We start from the raw sequence: 15,140 nt of genomic DNA on the forward strand, positions 1-15,140 counted from the left end.
GGGGTCGCCGGTGCGGCTTCGTCGTTTCGGCAAACGACGCTCAACGATGATTCATTCCCGCGCGGAGGGGTAGAGGCGCGTGTAGCACGTCACCTCTCCGACCGGCTCCGCCGCGAGCATCCCGCGCACGATCGCCCGCTCGACCACCTCGGCCGCCACCGCGCTGACCTGGTCCAACCGCAGCGCCCAGCCCGGCTCGCCGGGTTCCGGCAGGGCGTCCCCGGTGCCCGTGGCCAGGGCGAACATCGTGTCGCCGTCGACGAGCAGGTGGGCGGGCCGCACGGCGCGGGCCAGCGCGTCGTGACCGGCCACCGCCAGCCTCCGGCACTCCGACTTGCTCAGCTCCAGATCCGTGGCCACGACGCCGAGGGTGGTGTTGAGCGGCCGGTCGACCGGCCCGTTACGACCAGGTCTCCCCTCGTAACGGGGGCGGGCCGCTTCCACTTCCTGAGAACCGGGCGCCCGGAGTCCCGGCACGGGCGTCCACGGCAGGCCGGTGTCGGGGTCGATGGCGGAGCCGGCGGCGTTGACCACCACCAGCGCGCCGATCGTGGTGCCGTCGGGCAGCACGGCGCTGGCGGTGCCGACACCGCCCTTGACCGGCCCGACCACGGCGCCCGCCCCGGCCCCCACGTTGCCCTGCCGGGTCTCGGTGGCGGTGGCGTTCTCGCACGCCCGGTAGCCGAACTCGGCGTCGGGACGGTTGCCCCAGTCGTTCATCGGCACGTCGAAGATCACCGCGGCGGGCACCACCGGCACGACCTGGCCGGGTCCGGCCACCGGAACGCCGTGGCCGCGCTCGCCGAGCCAGCGCATCGCGCCGTCGGCCGCGGCCAGCCCGTAGGCGCTGCCGCCCGCCAGCACCAGCCCGTTGACCCGCTGCACGAGGTGGCTGGGTTCGAGCACGTCGGTCTCGCGGGTGCCCGGCCCTCCCCCGCGCACGTCGACCGCCCCGGTGGCGCCCTCGGGGGCGAGCACGGCGGTCGCCCCGGTCGCCCAGTGCTCGTCGAGCCGCTGGTCATGGCCCACGAGCAGACCCCCCACGTCGACCAGCGCGTCCAGTTCACCCGGCTGCCACGACATCGCGCACCTCCCGGCGATCACGTTATCCCGATGTAAAGGAAGCCCGCCGGGCGTTGTCCGGGCGCCCTCGGCTGTTCATCGTCACTTCTCAGCCGGCAAGACCTGGAGGCTGAGATGACGACTGCAAACCGCGACGTGGCGGTTCGCTCCGAACGCCGAGTGATCGGCAACGTCGTGCGAGGATCCATCGGGAACCTCATCGAGTGGTACGACTGGTACGCCTACACGGCGTTCAGCGTGTACTTCGCCGCGACGTTCTTCCCCAAGGGCGACTCGACCGCGCAGCTGCTCAACACCGCAGCGGTGTTCGCCGTGGGATTCCTGATGCGCCCGCTGGGCGGCTGGATGCTGGGCCGCTACGCCGACCGCTTCGGCAGGCGGGCCGCGCTGACCCTGTCGGTGGCGCTGATGGCGTTCGGCTCGCTGGTCATCGCGCTGACCCCGGGCTACGACTCGATCGGCCTGGCCGCGCCCCTGCTGCTGGTGGCCGCACGATTGCTGCAGGGCATCTCCGTCGGCGGCGAGTACGCGACCTCGGCCACCTACCTCTCCGAGGTCGCCACCGAGGGCAAGCGCGGCTACTACTCCAGCTTCCAGTACGTGACGCTGGTGTCCGGGCAGCTGGTCGCGCTCGGCGTGCAGATCGTCCTGCAGCAGTTCCTCGCCGAGGAGCAGATGGACGCCTGGGGCTGGCGCATCCCGTTCGTCATCGGCGCCGTCGGCGCGCTGGTCGTGCTGTGGCTGCGGCGCGGCATGGACGAGACCGAGAGCTACAAGGCCGCCTCGGAATCCGGTGCCGAGCAGGGCACCATCAAGGCGCTGCTGCAGTACCCGAAGGAGTGCCTGCTGGTGGTCGGCCTGACCCTCGGCGGCACGGTGGCGTTCTACACCTACACCACCTACCTGCAGAAGTACATGGTCAACACCGGGGGCATCGACAAGCCCACGGCCGCCTGGATCAACTTCGTCGCGCTGCTGGTGTTCATGTTCCTGCAGCCGCTGGCGGGCGCGCTGTCCGACCGGATCGGGCGCCGCAAGCTGCTGCTGTTCTTCGGCGTCACCGGCACGCTGCTGACCGTCCCGCTGATGACGGTGCTGGGCGGCACGCAGAACCCGATCGCGGCGTTCCTGCTGATGATGGGCGGTCTGATCATCGTCAGCGGCTACACCTCGATCAACGCGATCGTGAAGGCCGAGCTGTTCCCGTCCAACATCCGCGCGCTGGGCGTCGGCCTGCCCTACGCGCTGACCGTGGCGATCTTCGGCGGCACCTCGGAGTACGTGGCTCTCTGGCTGAAGCAGGCCGGTCTGGAGAGCGTGTTCTTCTACTACGTCTCCGGCTGCGTGCTGATCTCGCTGCTGGTCTACCTGACGATGCGGGAGACCTCGAAGGATTCCCGGATGCGGAAGTGAACCCCGGCACCGGCCATACTCTCGCTTCGGAGGTGTGGCCGGTGCGGGTTCTTCTCGTCGAGGACGACGACGGCGTGGCGAACGCGCTCGTCGACGTCCTCGACTCGCACGGGCACCGCACCACCCGCGTCGCGCGCGGCGCCGACGCCCTGCTCCAGCACCGCGAGCACGACCTGGTGCTGCTCGACCTGGGCCTGCCCGACACCGACGGGCTGGAGGTGCTGCGCAAGCTGCGGCGCATCGGCCCGATCCCGGTCGTGGTGCTCACCGCCCGCGGCGAGGAGCGCTCGGTCGTGCGCGGGCTGCGCTCCGGAGCCGACGACTACCTGGTCAAACCCGTGCGCATGGCCGAGCTGCTGGCCCGCATCGAGGCCGTCGCCCGGCGCGGCAGGCACCTCTCCCCCGGCTCCGAGTCGGTCGAGGTCGCCGACGTGCGGATCGACCTGCGCACCCGGCGGGTGCAGGTGGCCGGGCAGGAGGTCGAGCTCACGCGCAAGGAGTTCGACGTGCTGGCGATCCTCGCCTCCGAGGCGGGCACGGCGGTGAGCAGGCAGCGGCTGATGGACGAGGTGTGGGGTGACGCCTACCTGGCGGTGTCGAGGTCGCTGGACGTGCACATCGCGCAGCTGCGCGCCAAGCTCGGCCGCCCCGACCTGCTGGTGACGATCCGCGGCTTCGGCTACCGGCTGGGCGACGATGCGTAAGCGGCTGCTGCTGGTGCTGCTCACCTTCTCGGTGCTGGCCGTGGCCGGCTTCGCCGCTCCGCTGCTGCGCGCCACCGCCGCCGAGCGCACCCAGCAGCTGGTGCTGGCCCGCAACGCCGACCTCGACCGCTTCGCCGGGCTCGCCGATCACGCCTTCGGCACCGGCGACGCGACCGTGCTGCGCGCCGAGGCCCGCCGCTACACCGACCTCTACGGCGAACCGCTGGTCGTCGTCGACGCCTCGCGCGCACCCGTGGTGGAGACCGGTGGGGTGCGCGCGGCCGACGTGGCCGGGCCGATCGACAAGGCGCTGCGCAACGAGCCCGCCGGGTCGGTGTCGTGGCTGCGGCCCTGGTCGCGGGACGACCTGGTGCGCTACCGGGCCGTCGGCGACGGGGCGCGGGTGACCGGCGCGGTCGTGCTGGAGGCCTCGGTGCGGCAGGCCACCGCCGACATCGCCGCGCACTGGGCGCTGATCGGCGCGGGCGCGCTGACCGCGCTGGTGGTGTGCGGGTTGCTGGCGCTGGTGCTGGCCCGCTGGGTGCTGCGGCCGCTGGCCGACCTGGGCGCCGGGGTGCGGGCGATCAGCGCGGGCTCGCGCCGCTCCCGCGTCCCGGTCGACGCCGGGCCGCCCGAGCTGCGGGAGCTGGCGGCGTCGTTCAACCGCATGTCGGAGGCGGTGGCCGAGGCCGACGAGCGGCAGCGGCAGCTGGTCGCCGACGCCTCGCACCAGCTGCGCAACCCGATGGCCGCGCTGCGGCTGCGGGTGGACGCGCTGGAGCGGCGCATCACCCCCGACGGCGAGCACACCTACCGGTCGGCGGTCGGCGAGGTCGACCGGCTGGAGGCGCTGCTGGACCGGCTGCTGGCGCTGGCCAACGCCGACCAGGCGGCGGCTTCCGGCGAACCGGGTGACGTGGCCGAGGCCGTCGCCGACCGGGTGCGGGCGTGGCGCCCGGCGGCCGAGGACGCGGGGATCGCGTTGTCGGCGGAGGAGATCCCGGCCGCCCGGGTCGCGCTGTCCACTGAGGAACTGGCGCAGGTGCTCGACGTGCTGCTGGACAACGCGGTGAAGTACGCGCCCGGCGCGTCGGTCGAGATCGGTTGGGACGGGCGGACTCTCAGTGTCGCCGACACCGGTCCGGGGTTGTCGGAGGAGGAGATCTCGCTGGCGGCGCAGCGGTTCTGGCGGGCCGATCAGCACCGGGGCAGCCGCGGCAGCGGGCTCGGGCTGGCCATCGCCGGGCAGCTGCTCGCCGCGCACGGCGGGGCGCTGCGCCTCGCCCGCACCGCGCCGCACGGCCTCACCGCGCACCTCGACCTGCCGGAGGTGCGCTGATGCGGCGGCGCGCGTTCCTCGGGCTGGGGCTGCTGGCCGCGTGCGGGCGCGGTGAACCGGTGCGCGAGCTGCGCATCGCCTCCGGCGAGCCCGGCGGCTTCTACACCGCGTTCGGCAGGCTGCTCGCCGCCGAGATCGCCGCCGCCGAACCGGACGTGCACCCGGTGGTGCTGCCCAGCCAGGGCAGCGTGGAGAACCTGGAGATGCTGCGCGACGGCCGGGCCGACCTGGGCATGGTGCTGGCCGACGCCGCGCACGCCGCGCTGGCCGGGGAGCTGGGCCCGCCGGTGGACCTGCGCGCCGTGGGCCGGGTGTACGAGAACTACACGCAGCTGGTGGTGCGCGCCGACTCCCCGGTGCGCGAGCTCGGCGAGCTGCGGTCGGTCTCCATCGGCGCGCCGAGGTCCGGCACGGCGCTGATGGGAGCGCGGCTGTTCGCCGACCGGCCGCAGGTGCGCACCAAGGCGCTCGAGCTGGTGGCGGCGGTGGAGGCGCTGGAGCAGCGGCGGATCGAGGCGTTCCTGTGGTCGGGCGGCCTGCCGACCCCGCTGCTGAAGACTCTCGACGACCGCATCGGCATCCGGCTGCTGCCGCTGGACGCGGTCGCGGCGCGCTGCACCCCGGTCTGCGACCAGGTCCCGGTCCCGGCCGGCGCCTACCGGCACGCGGCGGGAGTCTCGACGATCGGCGTCCCCAACGTCCTCGCCTGCACCCCGCACCTGCCCGACGACCTCGCCGCCGCCGTGGTCCGAGTCCTGGTCCGCCGAGCGCCGTTCCTGGTCCCCCGGGAGACGGTCGGGACGCAGTTCCTGGACGTCCGCAACCTCATCGGCACCGGAGAAGTCCCCCTCCACCCGGGAGCCACCACCGCCTACCGCGACCTCCACGGGTGAGGCCGGGCGCGACGAGCTCGTGCGTCACCAGGGGACAGTTTTAGCCATAATTATCCGGACAAAAAGGACATTGATCATGGGTGGTTATGGCTAAAACTGCCCACTGCCGCACGACGCTCGGCCGAGGGTGATCACCTGACCAGAGCTCAATCGAGGGCGGTCAGCCGAGGAGGGCTGTGACGAGGGAGTCCTGGACCCAGGTGAGCCACTGGTAGACGCCGAGGTGCTCGCGGCGGAGGTCGTCCTCCGGGAGCTCGTCGGGCATGTCGTCCTCGACGTCGAGCGCCGTGCCCAGGGCGAGGCGGACGTCGTTGAGCGCCGTGAGCCAGCTGTCGGCCTGCTCGCTGGTGAGCTTGACCTTGCCGCCCATCGGCGGGCAGGTCTCCAGGATCAGCTGCGCCGCACCGGTCTTGGCCTCCAGCAGCTCCGGCTCGTGCAGCGACCGCATCGCCCCCGCGGCGTCGGTCTCCTCCTCGTCGGTGTCCCCGGTGATCGGGTCGCGCCGGTAGAAGTCCGGCAGCAGCCGCGCGACCACCCGGTCCTCCGGCGGCGTGGACGGGCCGGTGCGGATGCCGGTCAGCTCCGCGAGCTCATCCTTGGGGGCTTCGTCGGCGCGGGCGGTGAGCATGTCCTTGATCTGCCCGACCAGGCCGCGGATGACGGCCGCCTCCTGCTGGGAGAGCTCGGCCTGCACGTGACCGTTCTTGCGGGTCCAGCCGTCCACTCACGAATCCTTCTGCATCGTCGCCCACAAGCCGGCGGCGTGGAGCTTGGCCACGTCGCCCTCGACCTTCTCCTTGGAACCCGAGGACACCACCGCCCTGCCCTTGTGGTGCACGTCCAGCATCAACTTCGTAGCGTGATCCCGGGAGTAGCCGAAGATCTTCTGGAGCACGTAGGTCACGTAGGACATGAGGTTGACCGGGTCGTTCCAGACCACGGTCACCCACGGCTTGTCCGCTGCGCCTTCTGCGTCCTGCTCGAGTTGCGCGCGCTCGATTTCAGCGGGCGAGGTCATGCCCCCCATCGTCGCACGACCCCCACACAGCCGTGCCCACCGCACGAACAAATCGGGCCATCGGTGACCGACTCACCAGGTGGATCCCCCACACGCACCACGTAATCTCTGGAGCATGAGCTCTAGCACCGCGCTGCTGACCGACCACTACGAGCTGACGATGTTGGCCAGCGCCCTGCGCGACGGCACCGCGCACCGCGAGTGCACGTTCGAGGTGTTCACCCGGCGCCTGCCCAACGGCCGCCGCTACGGCGTGGCCGGCGGCATCGGCCGGGTCCTCGACGCGGTGGAGAACTTCCGCTTCGGCGACGCCGAGATCGCCCAGCTCGCCGAGCACGGCGTGGTCGACGAGCGAACCCTGGAGTGGCTGCGCGACTACCGGTTCAGCGGCCAGATCGACGGCTACCCCGAGGGCGAGCTGTTCTTCCCGGGCTCCCCGCTGCTGACGGTGCGCGGCACGTTCGCCGAGGCCGTCGTGCTGGAGACCGTGGTGCTGTCGATCCTCAACCACGACAGCGCGATCGCCGCCGCGGCCGCCCGCATGGTCTCGGCCGCCAACGGCCGCCGGATCATCGAGATGGGGTCGCGCCGCACCCACGAGGAGTCTGCGGTCTCGGCCGCCCGCATCGCCTACCTGGCCGGGTTCTCCGGGACGTCCAACCTGGAGGCCGGGCGCCGCTACGGCATCCCCACCACCGGCACCGCCGCGCACGCGTTCACGCTGCTGCACGACGACGAGCGCTCGGCGTTCGAGTCGCAGATCGCCGCGCTGGGCACCGACACCACGCTGCTGGTCGACACCTACGACATCAGCCGCGGCATCGACGTGGCGGTGGAGGTCGCCGGGACGGGCCTGGGCGCGGTGCGCATCGACTCCGGTGACGTGGGCGTGCTGGCCCGCCAGGCCCGCGAGCAGCTCGACTCGCTGGGCGCCACCAACACCCGCGTGGTGGTCTCCGGCGACCTGGACGAGTACGCGATCGCCTCGCTGCGCGCGGAACCGGTCGACGGCTACGGCGTGGGGACGTCGCTGGTCACGGGCTCGGGCGCGCCGACGGCGGAGATGGTCTACAAGCTGGTGGAGGTCGAGGGCCGGCCGGTGTTCAAGCGCAGCTCGCACAAGGAGTCGCGCGGGGGCCGCAAGGCCGCGATCCGCCGCTACAAGGACACCGGCACGGCCGTCGAGGAGGTCGTGCACGTGGTCGGCGCGGGCGCGGAACCCGAGCTGGGGCCGAACGACCGCCGCCTGCAGATCCCGCTGATCCGCGACGGCAAGCGGGTCGACGACCTGCCGACGCTGGAGGAGGGCCGCGAGCGGCTGCGCCGGGCGCTGGTGTCGCTGCCGTGGGAGGGCTTGAAGCTGTCCAACGGCGAACCGGCCATCCCGACGGTCTTCCACGAAGCCTGACATTGCGAAAGAATCGGGCGATCCCGCTGGAGGTGACCCCGATGAGCAAGGCGCTGATCATCGTCGACGTGCAGAACGACTTCTGCGAGGGCGGTGCGCTCGCCGTCGCGGGAGGGGCCGGGGTCGCCGCGGCGATCTCGGAGTTCCTCGCGGACTCCGATCACCAGCACGTGGTGGCCACCCGCGACTACCACATCGACCCGGGTGCGCACTTCAGCGATGATCCGGACTTCGTCCGCTCCTGGCCGCGGCACTGCGTGGCCGGGACGGCGGGCGCGGCGTTCCACCCGGAGCTCGACGTCGCCCCGGTCACGGCGGTGTTCTCCAAGGGCCAGTACAGCGACGGCTACTCGGGTTTCGAGGGCGTGGACCGCGCGCACCTGGACCTGCCGACGTGGCTGCGGGACCGGGGCGTGCGCGCGGTCGACGTCGTCGGCATCGCCACCGACCACTGCGTGCGCGCCACCGCGCTGGACGCGGTCGCGGCCGGGCTGGACACGACCGTGCACCTGCAACTCACCGCGGGCGTGTCGCGCGCGACCGTCGGTCAGGCGCTCAAGGAGCTCGACGAGGCCGGTACCACCCTGCTGGGAGAACCGGTCGTGGTCTCCTGACCGATCCCGTCGGGGGCGGGCGGTAGATTCGCCGGGTGCCCACCTCTGTCCCGCGCTGGTCCGACCCGGTCGCGTTCGAGTCCGATGACGCCGACGAGCTCCCGCCGGAGATCGCCGCCGACCTGGAGCGGGCGAGCCGGGCGGGCGGCGACGAGCCGAAGCTCCCGCTGGCCAAGGCGCGCAAGGACATCCCCGATCTCGCGACCCTGATGAAGGTGGCCGTGGAGGCCGTCGGTGGGGTGCCGCGCGAGGGCCAGGCGCGGATGGCCGAGGCCGTGCAGCACACCATCACCACCGGCCAGCACCTCGCGGTGCAGGCGGGCACCGGCACCGGCAAGTCGCTGGCCTACCTGGTCCCGGCGATCCGGCACGCCGTCGCCGACGGCACGACCGTGGTCGTGTCCACCGCGACGATCGCGCTGCAGCGCCAGCTCGTCGACCGCGACCTGCCTCGGCTGTCCGACGCGCTGGCCGAAACCCTCGGCCGCAGGCCGACTTTCGCGATCCTCAAGGGCCGCCGCAACTACCTGTGCCTGAACCGGATCCACGGCAACGCCCCGTCGGAGCCGGAGGAGGACGCGCTGTTCGACGCCTTCGCCGCCTCAGCCCTGGAACGCCAGGTGCAGCGGGTGCAGGAGTGGGCCACCGAGACCGAGACGGGCGACCGCGACGAGCTGGTGCCGGGCGTGACCGACCAGGCGTGGCGGCAGCTGTCGGTGACCGCCAAGGAGTGCCTGGGCGTGCACCGCTGCCCGGTGGGCACCGACTGCTTCGCCGAGCGCGCCCGCGCCGAGGCCGGCCGGGCCGACATCGTGGTCACCAACCACGCGCTGCTGGCGATCGACGCCCTCGACGACCGGCCGGTGCTGCCCGAGCACGACGTGGTGCTGGTCGACGAGGCCCACGACCTGGTCGACCGGGTCACCTCGGCCGCCACCGGCGAGCTCACCGCCGGGTCGGTGAAGCTGGCCGCGCGCCGCTGCGGCCGGGCCGTCGACGAGGAGACCGCCGACCGCCTCGACGAGGCCGCCGAGGGCCTGGAGCTGGTGCTGGAGGACGCCTCCCCCGGCAGGCTCGAAGAGCTGCCGGAAGCCCTGGGCGGGGCGCTGACGGTGGTCCGCGACGCGGCCTGGGCGTGCATCTCCGCGCTGGGCCCGGAGCGCAAGGAGGACGTCGAGGGCAGCACCGCCCGCAAGCTCGCGCACGCGCTCACCGAGGACGTGCACGACACGGCGGTCCGGCTGCTGGAGGCCTTCGGCGGCGACCAGCAGCACGACGTCGTGTGGGTCTCCTCCGAGACGAACCGCCCGAAGGCGGTGCGGGTGGCGCCGATCGGCGTCGGCGGGCTGCTGCGCGAGCGGCTGTTCGGCCAGCGCACGACGGTGCTGACCTCGGCGACGCTGTCGCTGGGCGGGACCTTCGACACGCTGGCCCGCCAGTGGGGCCTGCCGCCGGAGCAGCAGGTCGAGCAGGCCGCCGGGATGGCCACCGCGAAGGAGGCGCCGTCGGACGGCGGGACGCTGAAGTGGACCGGTCTGGACGTCGGGTCGCCGTTCGAGCACCAGCGCAGCGGCATCCTCTACATCGCCCGCCACCTGCCGCCGCCGGGCCGCGACGGGCTGCCGCCGCAGGTGCTCGACGAGATCACCGAGCTGGTGCAGGCCGCCGGTGGCCGGACGCTGGGGCTGTTCTCGTCCCGCCGCGCCGCCGAGCAGGCCGGTGAGGAGCTGCGCAAGCGGCTGTCGACGCCGGTGCTGTGCCAGGGCGACGACACGACGGCGCTGCTGGTCAAGCGCTTCGCCGAGGACCCGGCGACCTCGCTGTTCGGCACCCTGTCGCTGTGGCAGGGCGTGGACGTGCCGGGTGAGTCGCTGCAGCTGGTGATCATGGACCGGATCCCGTTCCCGCGCCCCGACGACCCGCTGGCCTCGGCCCGCCAGCAGCGGATCTCCGAGCACGGCGGCAACGGCTTCATCACCGTCGCGGGCACGCACGCCGCGCTGCTGCTCGCGCAGGGCGCGGGACGGCTGCTGCGCTCGCCGAACGACCGGGGCGTGATCGCGGTGCTGGACCCGAGGCTGTCGACCGCGCGCTACGGCGGTTTCCTGCGGGCGTCGCTGCCGCCGTTCTGGACCACGCACGACCCCGAGGTGGTGCGCGGGGCGCTGAAACGCCTCACCTCCGGTTGAGGCGGCCCGAGGTAAAACTGCCCACATCCGCTCCCGCGTCCCGCTCGCCTGCGGGTAGGTTCATCCGGTCGCCGACCTCGACTTCTGGGAGTCCGCTGTGTCCGAACGCCCGTCCTCGCCGGCCGCGAACCTGGCGCGCACCGTGGTGTTCGCCGCTTTCATCGCCGTCCTCGGGATCTTCCCGGGCTTCTACCTCGCGGGCGCGGCCGTGCCGGTGGTGCTGCAGAACGCGGGGCCGCTGCTGGCGGGCAGCCTGCTGGGCGCCCGGCGCGGGACCGCGTCGGTGCTGCTGTTCGTGGCGCTGACCGCGATCGGACTGCCGCTGCTGTCCGGTGGTCGCGGCGGCATCGCCCCGTTCGTGGGACCCAGCGGTGGTTTCCTGCTGGGCTGGATCCTGTCCGCGCTGGTCGTGGGCCTGATCGTGCAGCGCTCGGCCAAGCCCGGCATCGGTGTCCTGCTGCTGGCCAACCTCGCGGGCGTGGCCGCCGACTACCTGATCGGCATCCCGTTCTGGGGCGCGATGATCGGCGACCTGCCCTCGGCGGCGGTGCAGTCGCTGGTGTTCCTGCCGGGTGACGCGGTGAAGCTGGTGGCGGTGTCGCTGATCGCGGTGGCCGTGCACCGGGCGGTGCCGCAGGCGTTGACCGGTGCGGCGCGGCGGCCCGCCGAGGGCTGACGTGCTGCCGATCCTGGGACGCACCCCCTCCTCCGGCGTCGACGGCCTGTCCGGCCCGGAGCTGGCCGAGGCCGCGCACCGGGTCGCCCGCCGGTTGCCGCCGGGGTCGCGGGTGGCGATCTCGGGGTCGGACGAGACCGCCCGGCTGATCGCCTTCCTGGGCGCTGACCTGGCCGGATGCGCTTCGCTGCTGGTCGATCCGGACTGGCCGGACCCGGCGGCGGTGCTCGACGACGCCCGCCCGGACGTGCACCTCGACGCCGACGCCCCGCTGGGCGAGGACCTGGGCACCGAGGTGCCGGTGGGCGACGAGTCGACCCGCTTCTACCTGCCCACGACCTCGGGCAGCACGGGACGTCCGAAGGTGCTGGTGCGCTCGCGCGGCTCGTGGCTGCGCAGCTTCGCCGCGCTGGGCGTGCCGCTCGACGTCCGCGACCGGGTGCTGATCCCGGGTCCGCTGAGCTCGTCGCTGTTCCTGTTCGGCGCGCTGCACGCCCTGCACTCGGGCGCCGACCTGCGTCTTCTGGGCCGCTGGTCGGCTCGGGCGGCGGCGGAGGCGGCGCGCGAGGCGACCGTGGTGCACCTGGTTCCCGCCCAGCTGTCGGCGCTGCTCGCGGTGCTGGAGCACGAGGGCGGCGAGTCGGCGCTGCGGCTGGTGATCTGCGGTGGCGCGAAGGTCGACCCGGTGCTGGAGGAGCGCCTGGCCAAGGCGATCCCGGGATGCCGCCTGGTCGAGTACTACGGCTCGGCGGAGCAGTCGCTGATCGCGGTCCGGCACGACGAGCGGCTGATGCCGGTGGTCGACGTGGAAGTCACCGGCGGGCTGCTGCGGGTGCGCTCCGACCTGGCCTTCGACGGCTACCTGGAGCGCGGTGCACTCGTCCCCGCCACCGCCGACGGGACCGGCGACCGCGCGGTCCAGCACCCCGACGGCTCGCTGGAGGTCCTCGGCCGCGCGGGAGCGGTGATCGACACCGGTGCCCGGCTGGTGGCGGCGGAGGCCGTGGAGTCGGTGCTGCGCGAGGTCGACGGCGTGCGGGACGTGGTCGTGGCCGCCACCCCGCACCCGCGGTTCGGGGAGCTGGTCACGGCCGTCGTCGAAGGCGACGTCCCGGTCCGGGCGCTGCGCGCCCACGCCCGCGCGAGGCTGCACCCGGCCGATCGCCCGCGCCGCTGGCTCAGCGCGGACGCGCTGCCCCGCACGTCCTCCGGCAAACCCGCCCGCGCTCTGATCGCCGAGCGGCTGAGCAGCGGAGATCCGCTGTGACCCCGGTGATCATCGCGGCCCGGCGCTCCCCGATCGGCGAGGCGGGCGGGATCCTGCGCGACGTGGAGGCCGACCGGCTGGCGGCCCCGGTGCTGCGCGCGGTGCTCGACGACGCCGGGGTCGAGCGGGTCGACGACGTGCTGCTGGGCAACGTCCTCGGTCCGGGCGGCAACCCCGCCCGGGTCGCCGCGCTGCGCGCCGGGCTCGGCGAGTCGGTCCCGGGCATGACGCTCGACCGGCAGTGCGCCAGCGGCCTGTCGGCGATCACCACCGCCGCCGCGATGCTCACCGGCGACGAGGTCTTCCTGGCCGGAGGCGTGGAGAGCCCGTCCACGGCGCCGTGGCGGGCGTGGCGGCCGCGCACCGCGACCGAGCCGCCGCGCTTCTACCAGCGCGCCCCGTTCGCCCCCGCCGAGATCGGCGACCCGGACATGGGTCCGGCGGCCGACCTGGTCGCCGCCGAGGCCGGGATCGGCCGGCAGCGCCAGGACGCCTTCGCCGCCCGCAGCCACGCCCGCGCGGTCGCCGCCCAGGACGCGGGCCGCTTCGACGAGGAGCTGGTCCCGATCGGCTCGGCCACCCGGGACCAGCGGCCCCGCCGCGGCTTCACCCCGGACCGACTCGCCCGCTTCCGGCCCGCGTTCACCGACGGCGGGACGGCGACGGCGGCGAACTCGTGCGGCATCAGCGACGGCGCGGCGGCGGTGCTGGTCACCAGCGAGCGGCGGCGCGCGAAACTGGGGGTGCCGGGCCTGCGGCTGGTCGGCGCGCGGACCTCGGCGGTGGATCCGAACCGGCTGGGGCTGGGCGCGGTCCCGGCGATGCGCGCGCTGTGCGAGCAGCAGGCGCCCGGGGTCGTGGAGTTCAACGAGGCCTTCGCCGGGCAGGCCCTGGCGTGCCTGGACGCGGCCGGGCTCGACGAGGAGCTGGCCGGGCCGGACGGCGGCGCGATCGCGCTCGGGCACCCGTGGGGCGCGTCCGGCGCGGTGCTGGTGGTGCGGTTGTTCAGCCGGATGGTGCGGCAGGACGGGCCGCGCTTCGGCCTGGCGGCGCTGTCCTCCGGCGGCGGGCTGGGTGTGGCGACGATGTGGGAGCGAGTGGGTTGATCGAGTTCGAGGGCGTCGGGCACAGCTACGACGAGCGCACCGTGCTGGACGGCGTGGACCTGCGGATCCCGGAGCGGCGGGTCGCGTTCGTCGGCGCCAACGGCTCCGGCAAGTCCACGCTGGCCCGGATGATCAACGGTCTGGTGCGCCCGAGCCGCGGCCGGGTCGTGGTCGACGGGCTCGACGTGGCCCGCTCCGGCCGCGAGGTCCGGCGTCGCGTCGGGTTCGTGTTCACCCACCCCGACAGCCAGATCGTCATGCCCACCGCGGGCGAGGACGTCGCGTTCTCGCTGCGCAAGCAGGGCCTGTCGAAGTCGGATCGGCAGCGGCGCGCGGTCGAGGTGCTGGCCCGCCACGGCCTCGACGGCTACGCCGAGCACCCGGCGCACCAGCTCTCCGGCGGCCAGAAGCAGCTGCTGGCGCTGTGCTCGATGCTGGTGCTGGAACCGGATGTGCTGGTCTGCGACGAGCCGACGACGCTGCTGGACCTGCGCAACAAGCGGCACTTCGCCGAGGTCCTGTCCGGGCTGGAGCAGCAGGTCGTGCTGGTCACCCACGACCTGGACCTGCTCGGCGACTTCGACCGGGTGATCGTGCTCGACCGGGGCCGGGTCGTCGCCGACGACGTGCCGGAGGCAGCGGTCGGCTTCTACCGGGAGCTGGTCGGGTGAACCCGCTGGGCCTCTACGAACCGGACACCAGCCCGCTGCACCGGCTCGGCGCGGGCTGGAAGCTGGCGGCGCTGCTGGTGTTCGCGGTCGTCACGTTCCTGCTCAGCGGACCGGTCGCGTTGGGGGCGTGCGTCGTGGTGGCGGCGCTGGGCTACGCGGTCGCGCGGATCCCGCTCCGCCGCGTCCGGCAGCTCGCCCGGGTGCTGCTCCCGCTGGTCGCGGTGGTCTTCCTGCTCCAGTGGTGGATGCTCGACCTCACCCGCGCAGAGACGATCAGCCTCCGCCTGCTCGCCACCCTCGCCGCCGCGAACCTGTTCACCCTGGTCACCAGGGTCGACGACCTCGTCTCGTCGGTGGAGCGGGCGCTGACCCCGTTCGCCCGCTTCGGCATCCGCCCCGACCGCGTCGGCCTGCTCGTCGGCCTCACGGTCCAAGCCATCGCCACCCTCTCCACCATCGCCACCCAGGTCAGAGAGGCCCAACGAGCCAGAGCGGCGGAACGCTCCCTACCCGCCTTCGCCATCCCCTTCCTCGTCAGAACCCTCCGCCACGCAGACGACCTAGGAGAAGCCCTCGCAGCCAGAGGCCTCGACGACGACTGACCACCCCGTGCGGTCCCGTGTTCGTGGGTGGGGGAAGTTTTCATGAAAACTTCCCGCACCCACGAACCGGGAACCGAAACCCGGAACACGAAACTCGTGATCTCTCAAGGGTTTTGGATTTGAAGACCCTTCAAGGGGGTTGTGTCGTGGGGTGGGA

15 protein-coding genes are annotated in these 15,140 nt (G+C 73.3%); 12 read left to right on the plus strand and 3 right to left on the minus strand.

Annotated elements, in window-relative coordinates:
* Positions 1-51: 51 nt before the first annotated feature.
* Positions 52-1,083 carry a P1 family peptidase gene (locus BM424_RS07145; protein WP_093414821.1) on the minus strand — a complete coding sequence of 344 codons (1,032 nt, stop codon included), beginning with the start codon at positions 1,081-1,083 and terminating at the stop codon, positions 52-54.
* Between the two features lie 114 nt (positions 1,084-1,197).
* Between BM424_RS07145 and BM424_RS07150 the strand changes: the two genes are divergently transcribed.
* Genes BM424_RS07150 through BM424_RS07165 form a run of 4 tightly spaced genes read left to right on the plus strand, consistent with a single transcriptional unit; the run spans position 1,198 to position 5,432 of the window.
* Positions 1,198-2,496 (plus strand): MFS transporter, encoded by a 1,299-nt coding sequence (locus BM424_RS07150; RefSeq protein WP_093414823.1) that lies wholly within the window; start codon positions 1,198-1,200, stop codon positions 2,494-2,496.
* Between the two features lie 41 nt (positions 2,497-2,537).
* Entirely contained in the window at positions 2,538-3,200 is a 663-nt protein-coding gene (locus tag BM424_RS07155; RefSeq protein WP_093414824.1) for a response regulator transcription factor, read from the plus strand.
* Positions 3,193-4,539 carry a sensor histidine kinase gene (locus BM424_RS07160; RefSeq protein WP_093414826.1) on the plus strand — a complete coding sequence of 449 codons (1,347 nt, stop codon included), beginning with the start codon at positions 3,193-3,195 and terminating at the stop codon, positions 4,537-4,539. Before BM424_RS07155 ends, BM424_RS07160 begins: the two co-directional genes overlap by 8 nt.
* Complete coding sequence (locus BM424_RS07165) at positions 4,539-5,432, plus strand: TAXI family TRAP transporter solute-binding subunit (RefSeq protein WP_093414827.1); 894 nt, start codon at positions 4,539-4,541, stop codon at positions 5,430-5,432. The genes BM424_RS07160 and BM424_RS07165 overlap by 1 nt, the downstream gene beginning before the upstream one ends.
* A gap of 160 nt (positions 5,433-5,592) precedes the next feature.
* Here the strand turns inward: BM424_RS07165 and BM424_RS07170 are convergent, their stop codons facing one another.
* Positions 5,593-6,156: a DUF2017 domain-containing protein gene (locus tag BM424_RS07170; RefSeq protein ID WP_093414829.1), complete on the minus strand. Its 564-nt coding sequence runs from the start codon at positions 6,154-6,156 to the stop codon at positions 5,593-5,595.
* A complete protein-coding gene (clpS, locus tag BM424_RS07175; RefSeq protein ID WP_093414831.1) occupies positions 6,157-6,450 on the minus strand; it encodes an ATP-dependent Clp protease adapter ClpS in 294 nt (97 codons plus the stop codon). It lies immediately after the preceding gene.
* A gap of 115 nt (positions 6,451-6,565) precedes the next feature.
* Here clpS and BM424_RS07180 point away from each other — a divergent pair, with 115 nt between their 5' ends.
* The 8 genes from BM424_RS07180 to BM424_RS07215 all read left to right on the plus strand — a co-directional run bounded on the left by BM424_RS07180 (position 6,566) and on the right by BM424_RS07215 (position 14,983).
* A complete protein-coding gene (locus BM424_RS07180; protein ID WP_093414832.1) occupies positions 6,566-7,858 on the plus strand; it encodes a nicotinate phosphoribosyltransferase in 1,293 nt (430 codons plus the stop codon).
* A gap of 41 nt (positions 7,859-7,899) precedes the next feature.
* Entirely contained in the window at positions 7,900-8,472 is a 573-nt protein-coding gene (locus BM424_RS07185) for an isochorismatase family protein (RefSeq protein ID WP_093415653.1), read from the plus strand.
* 122 nt (positions 8,473-8,594) lie between these two features.
* Complete coding sequence (locus BM424_RS07190; RefSeq protein WP_425441988.1) at positions 8,595-10,661, plus strand: ATP-dependent DNA helicase; 2,067 nt, start codon at positions 8,595-8,597, stop codon at positions 10,659-10,661.
* A gap of 97 nt (positions 10,662-10,758) precedes the next feature.
* Positions 10,759-11,337 (plus strand): biotin transporter BioY, encoded by a 579-nt coding sequence (locus tag BM424_RS07195; protein WP_093414834.1) that lies wholly within the window; start codon positions 10,759-10,761, stop codon positions 11,335-11,337.
* 1 nt (position 11,338) lies between these two features.
* Positions 11,339-12,604, plus strand: coding sequence for an AMP-binding protein (locus tag BM424_RS07200; RefSeq protein WP_245775674.1), 1,266 nt, complete (start codon positions 11,339-11,341; stop codon positions 12,602-12,604).
* Between the two features lie 5 nt (positions 12,605-12,609).
* Complete coding sequence (locus tag BM424_RS07205; RefSeq protein ID WP_175548013.1) at positions 12,610-13,710, plus strand: thiolase family protein; 1,101 nt, start codon at positions 12,610-12,612, stop codon at positions 13,708-13,710.
* A complete protein-coding gene (locus BM424_RS07210) occupies positions 13,707-14,381 on the plus strand; it encodes an energy-coupling factor ABC transporter ATP-binding protein (protein WP_093414837.1) in 675 nt (224 codons plus the stop codon). The genes BM424_RS07205 and BM424_RS07210 overlap by 4 nt, the downstream gene beginning before the upstream one ends.
* The gene (locus tag BM424_RS07215; RefSeq protein WP_093414838.1) at positions 14,378-14,983 is read left to right on the plus strand and encodes an energy-coupling factor transporter transmembrane component T family protein; all 606 of its coding nucleotides are present in this window, start codon (positions 14,378-14,380) and stop codon (positions 14,981-14,983) included. Before BM424_RS07210 ends, BM424_RS07215 begins: the two co-directional genes overlap by 4 nt.
* Positions 14,984-15,140 lie beyond the last annotated feature (157 nt).

The organism is Saccharopolyspora flava, from assembly GCF_900116135.1.
Classification (GTDB): domain Bacteria; phylum Actinomycetota; class Actinomycetes; order Mycobacteriales; family Pseudonocardiaceae; genus Saccharopolyspora; species Saccharopolyspora flava.

What these genes read in the sequence shown, in the direction of transcription:
- BM424_RS07145 (WP_093414821.1), bottom strand. Translation starts at nt 1,083, where the DNA reads ATGTCGTGGCAGCCGGGTGAACTGGACGCGCTGGTCGACGTGGGGGGT.
- BM424_RS07150 (WP_093414823.1), top strand. Translation starts at nt 1,198, where the DNA reads ATGACGACTGCAAACCGCGACGTGGCGGTTCGCTCCGAACGCCGAGTG.
- BM424_RS07160 (WP_093414826.1), top strand. Translation starts at nt 3,193, where the DNA reads ATGCGTAAGCGGCTGCTGCTGGTGCTGCTCACCTTCTCGGTGCTGGCC.
- BM424_RS07165 (WP_093414827.1), top strand. Translation starts at nt 4,539, where the DNA reads ATGCGGCGGCGCGCGTTCCTCGGGCTGGGGCTGCTGGCCGCGTGCGGG.
- clpS (WP_093414831.1), bottom strand. Translation starts at nt 6,450, where the DNA reads ATGACCTCGCCCGCTGAAATCGAGCGCGCGCAACTCGAGCAGGACGCA.
- BM424_RS07180 (WP_093414832.1), top strand. Translation starts at nt 6,566, where the DNA reads ATGAGCTCTAGCACCGCGCTGCTGACCGACCACTACGAGCTGACGATG.
- BM424_RS07185 (WP_093415653.1), top strand. Translation starts at nt 7,900, where the DNA reads ATGAGCAAGGCGCTGATCATCGTCGACGTGCAGAACGACTTCTGCGAG.